General features: G+C 65.1%; 3 protein-coding genes. All 3 read right to left on the minus strand.

The features are described 5' to 3' along the window. The coding region (gene clpB / locus ACILRA_RS20100; RefSeq protein WP_395663832.1) for an ATP-dependent chaperone ClpB at positions 1-2176 on the minus strand (2176 nt) is incomplete at its 3' end. A 278-nt stretch (positions 2177-2454) separates the two neighbouring features. Beyond that, entirely contained in the window at positions 2455-3342 is an 888-nt protein-coding gene (locus ACILRA_RS20105; RefSeq protein ID WP_395663833.1) for a DUF4167 domain-containing protein, read from the minus strand. A gap of 313 nt (positions 3343-3655) precedes the next feature. Beyond that, positions 3656-4519, minus strand: coding sequence for a peptide chain release factor N(5)-glutamine methyltransferase (gene prmC / locus ACILRA_RS20110; RefSeq protein ID WP_395663834.1), 864 nt, complete (start codon positions 4517-4519; stop codon positions 3656-3658). Positions 4520-4630: the final 111 nt, after the last annotated feature.

Genomic DNA, 4630 nt, shown 5'->3' on the forward strand with positions numbered 1-4630 from the left:
TCACGAGATACTCGCTCCCCAAATTCGACGTCATGATGATCAGCGTGTTCTTGAAATCCACGGTGCGGCCCTGGCCATCCGTGAGGCGGCCATCGTCCAGCACCTGCAGCAGCACGTTGAACACATCGGGATGCGCCTTCTCGATCTCGTCGAACAGCACGACCTGATAGGGCCTGCGCCGAACAGCCTCCGTCAGCGCGCCGCCCTCGTCATAACCGACATAGCCGGGAGGGGCACCGATGAGCCGCGAGACGGAGTGCTTCTCCATGTATTCCGACATGTCGATGCGCGCCATCGCATGCTCGTCATCGAACAGGAAGGAGGCGAGCGCCTTGGTGAGCTCCGTCTTGCCCACGCCCGTGGGTCCGAGGAACATGAAAGAGCCGATGGGCCGGTTCGGGTCCTGCAGGCCCGCACGCGCGCGGCGCACCGCCGTCGAGACCGCTTCCACGGCCTCCGCCTGGCCGACGACACGGTTGCCAAGCGCCTGCTCCATGGCGAGCAGCTTGTCACGCTCGCCTTCGAGCATCTTGTCGACGGGAACGCCCGTCCAGCGCGAAACGACTTGCGCCACGTGGTTCTCGGTCACGGCCTCCTCGAGCATCTTGGAGCTCGACTTCTCCTCGGCTTCCTTCAATGTCTTCTCAAGGCGCGGAATGGTCGAATAGGCCAGTTCGCCGGCCTTTGCGAAATCGCCCCTGCGCTGCGCCTGGTCGAGTTCGAAGCGTGCCTTCTCGAGCTCTTCCTTCACCTTGGAGGCTGAGGCGAGCTGCTCCTTCTCCTCCTGCCAGCGCCTGGTCATGGCTGCGGATTTTTCCTCGAAATCGGCAAGTTCCTTCTCAAGCTTGCCGAGCCGGTCCTTGGAGGCGGCATCCGTCTCCTTCTTCAGCGCCTCACGCTCGATCTGCAGCTGCATGATGCGGCGGTCGATCTCGTCCAGCTCCTCGGGCTTCGAATCGACCTGCATGCGCAGGCGCGAAGCCGCTTCGTCCATCAGGTCGATGGCCTTATCGGGCAGGAAGCGGTCGGTGATGTAGCGGTTCGACAGCGTGGCCGCCGCGACGAGGGCCGAGTCAGTGATGCGCACGCCATGGTGCAGCTCATATTTCTCCTTGATGCCGCGCAGGATCGAGATCGAATCCTCAACCGTCGGCTCGCTCACGAAGACAGGCTGGAAGCGGCGGGCAAGGGCCGCATCCTTCTCGACATGCTTTCTGTACTCATTGAGCGTCGTTGCGCCCACGCAGTGAAGTTCGCCGCGCGCCAGCGCGGGCTTCAAGAGGTTCGATGCATCCATCGCCCCTTCCGACTTGCCCGCACCCACCAGCGTGTGCATCTCGTCGATGAACAGGATGATGCCGCCCTCAGCAGATGTCACTTCCGACAGCACGGCCTTGAGACGCTCCTCGAACTCACCGCGGTACTTCGCACCGGCGATGAGGGCGCCCATGTCCAGCGCCATGAGCTTCTTGTCCTTCAGGCTCTCCGGCACGTCGCCCTTGATGATGCGCAGCGCCAGGCCCTCGGCGATCGCCGTCTTGCCGACGCCAGGCTCGCCGATCAGCACCGGATTGTTCTTGGTGCGCCGCGACAGCACCTGGATGGTGCGGCGGATTTCCTCATCACGCCCGATCACGGGGTCGAGCTTGCCGGACTGCGCGGCCTCGGTGAGATCGCGCGCATATTTCTTGAGCGCGTCATAGCCCTGCTCGGCCGAGGCGGTGTCTGCCGTGCGGCCCTTGCGGATCGAATTGATGGCTTCATTCAGGCCCTGGGGTGTTACGCCCGCGGATTTCAGTGCCTTCGCAGCCTCGGACTGCTCGATGGCGAGGGCCTGCAGCAGCCGCTCGGCTGTCACATAGCTGTCGCTAGCCTTTTCGGCAATCTTCTGGGCAGCATCGAACACGCGCGCCATCTCGGGCGCGAGATAAATCTGGCCCGCTCCGGAGCCGGAGACTTTCGGCAGTCTCTTCAGTGCTGCCTCGGCCTCGCGCAATGCCAGGCGCGAATCGCCGCCGCTCGCATTGATGAGGCCGGACGCTAGGCCCTCCTCGTCGTCGAGCAGCACCTTCAGCAAATGCTCGGGGCTGAAGCGCTGGTGTCCTTCGCGCAGCGCCAGCGACTGCGCCGACTGAACGAAGCCCCTCGAACGCTCGGTGTATTTCTCGAAATCCATGCCTTGCTCTCCTCCTCGGCGCATTTCGCAAGGCCCCGTCGGGCAGCCCCTGAAATGCCGTCACCGGTTGATCGGCCGCCGGCGAGAGTCCAGAACCCCCGAGAGGCATTCCGTCACGGCGGCGGCCTTGACGGTGCTTCATATGGGGAGGGCTTTCGCGCGATCAAGCATCAGGCATGATTGCCCGCTCCGGCCTCAGGAGGCTTTGCGCCTGATCAAATGAAAAGGGGCGGCGCACACAGCACCGCCCCGGTCACATCCGGCTGAAGCGCGGAAGATCAATCGCCCGCGGGGGCCTTCACATCCTCGCCGGCACTGGCCGGTTCGGCGGCAGCGTCCTTGCGGGGCCGCCGCTCATACTTGCGCTTGGGGGCGGGGGTACTGGCGGCCGGCACATCCTCTGCGGCGGCAACCACCGGCGCTGGCGCCGGCGCCGGCGTCGGCGTCGGACGGCGCAGGAAGGACGGAGCCTCCCAGCGGTCAGTCTCCGGTGCGGCGACAGCCTCAGTCCGGGGCTGCTCGTCATTGCGGGGTGGCTGGGGCTGTGCACGCGCCTCACCACCCTGGCCTGCCTGCTGGCCCGGCTGGTTGTCATTGCGGCGGTCCTGCCAGCGCGGCCGGAAACGATCACGTCCGCCCTGATCGCGGCCTTGCTGATCGCGGCCTTGCTGGTCGCGGTTCTGCGGCTCGCGGTTGTCGCGGTTATCGCGCGGCTGGCGCTGACCCTGGTTCGGCTGCTGCTGGAAACGCTCAGGACCAGCCTCGATCGCGGGCTGATCACCCAGGCCCTCAGGCTCACCGGCTGACTGGGCAGCGTTTTCCGGATGGTCTTCCAGATCCTCGTCGTCGAATTCGTCCTCGGGGCGGCGATACTGCTGCTGGGATTGCTGGTTATAGGCCTGCGCCGCAGAGACGATCCGGAGGTAATGCTCGGCATGCTGGAAATAGCTTTCCGCCATCACGATGTCGCCGGAGGACTGGGCGTCGCGGCCCAGTTGCAAATACTTGTCTGCAACGGTCTGCGCCGTGCCCCGCACCTTCACATCGGGTCCGTTGCTCTCATAGACTCTGCTCAGCGGATTGCCTCCGCCTCCGCCGCCGCCGCCCCCACTGCCGCCTCCGCTGCGATGGCGGTTGCGGTTCCGGTTCTTGTGAGTGGGTCTCATCGCAGTTCCATTATCCCGACTTAGTCCAGGGTTGCGAGCGCATGCAGCCTGACCGCTGAGAAAATCCAGCGGCAACCGGTCTGCCAATCAGCTCATAAAACGAGCGTGTTCAAGTTTTACCCGTTGGTTACGGAAGGCTTCCGCCACCGGCGTGATCCCCGAAGGGCTCCTGCCATATCCCCGCCTGTGCTGACATCAACTGGGCGTCCAGCACCACGTGGTGCCGTGCCTCAACGTCGTTCCCGGCACCAATACAAAGGGCAGAAAGCGTTTCCGACTCGTATGTAGCCCACGGGCCATCACTTTCCAATCGTTATTTTTCCGGCGCGCCGGAAGGCCGGCGGAAGGCAAGGCAGCGCACGTGGCCGCCCAGGTCCTTGTGCCGCTCCACCTTGCTGAAGCCGCTGGCGGCGAAGATCGCCTCCACTTGCTCCGCCTGGCCCGCCCCGATCTCCACCAGCACATGACCTTCCGCCGCCAGGTGAGAGGCAGCGCGGGGCGCGATGGCACGGTAGGGGTCGAGGCCGTCGTCTCCTCCTGAAAGTGCCAGCCCGGGGTCGAAGTTCCGGACATCCGGGCTGAGGCCTTCGATATCAGCCTTCGGGATATAGGGTGGATTTGACACGATCATGTCGAAGACCGCCGTCACCGGCGCAAACCAGCTGCCGTGCATCAGGCAGAGCCGCTGGGCCACGCCTGCCCGTTCCGCATTCTCCCGTGCCACAGCGAGGGCTTCCTGCGAGAGGTCGGTCGCAACAGCCGTGGCGTCCGGGCGTTCGGCGAGCAGCGTCACCACGATCGCCCCCGTCCCCGTGCCCAGGTCGAGCAGCCGCGCACCTTGCGGCATGAGTGCCAGTGCAGCCTCGACCAGGGTTTCGGTGTCGGGCCTCGGGTCGAGCGTTGCCGGCGTGATGCGGAAAGGGCGGCCGTAGAATTCGCGCTCACCAAGAATGCGGGAGACGGGTTCGCGTTCCATGCGCCGCATGACCAAGGCCTCGAAGTGCCCGATATCCCCGGCAGGGATCCTGCGGCCGGGGTCCAGGATGATGTCCTCGCGGGAGAGTCCCGTTGCGGCCTGGAACAGCAACCTCGCATCGAGGTCCGGTGTGCCGCAGCCCGCCTCCTTCAGGCGTTGCGCTGCCTCGGCGAGGAGCGCGCGCGCACCGTCAGGCGGCATTGTCCTGCTCGGCCAGGAGCTCGGCCTGGTGATTTGTCATCAGCGCCTGAACCATCTCTTCGAGGGCTGGGCCCTCGATGATCTGGTCGAGCTTGTAGAGCGTCAGGTTGA

The organism is Aestuariivirga sp. (assembly GCF_044239095.1).
Taxonomy (GTDB): domain Bacteria; phylum Pseudomonadota; class Alphaproteobacteria; order Rhizobiales; family Aestuariivirgaceae; genus Aestuariivirga.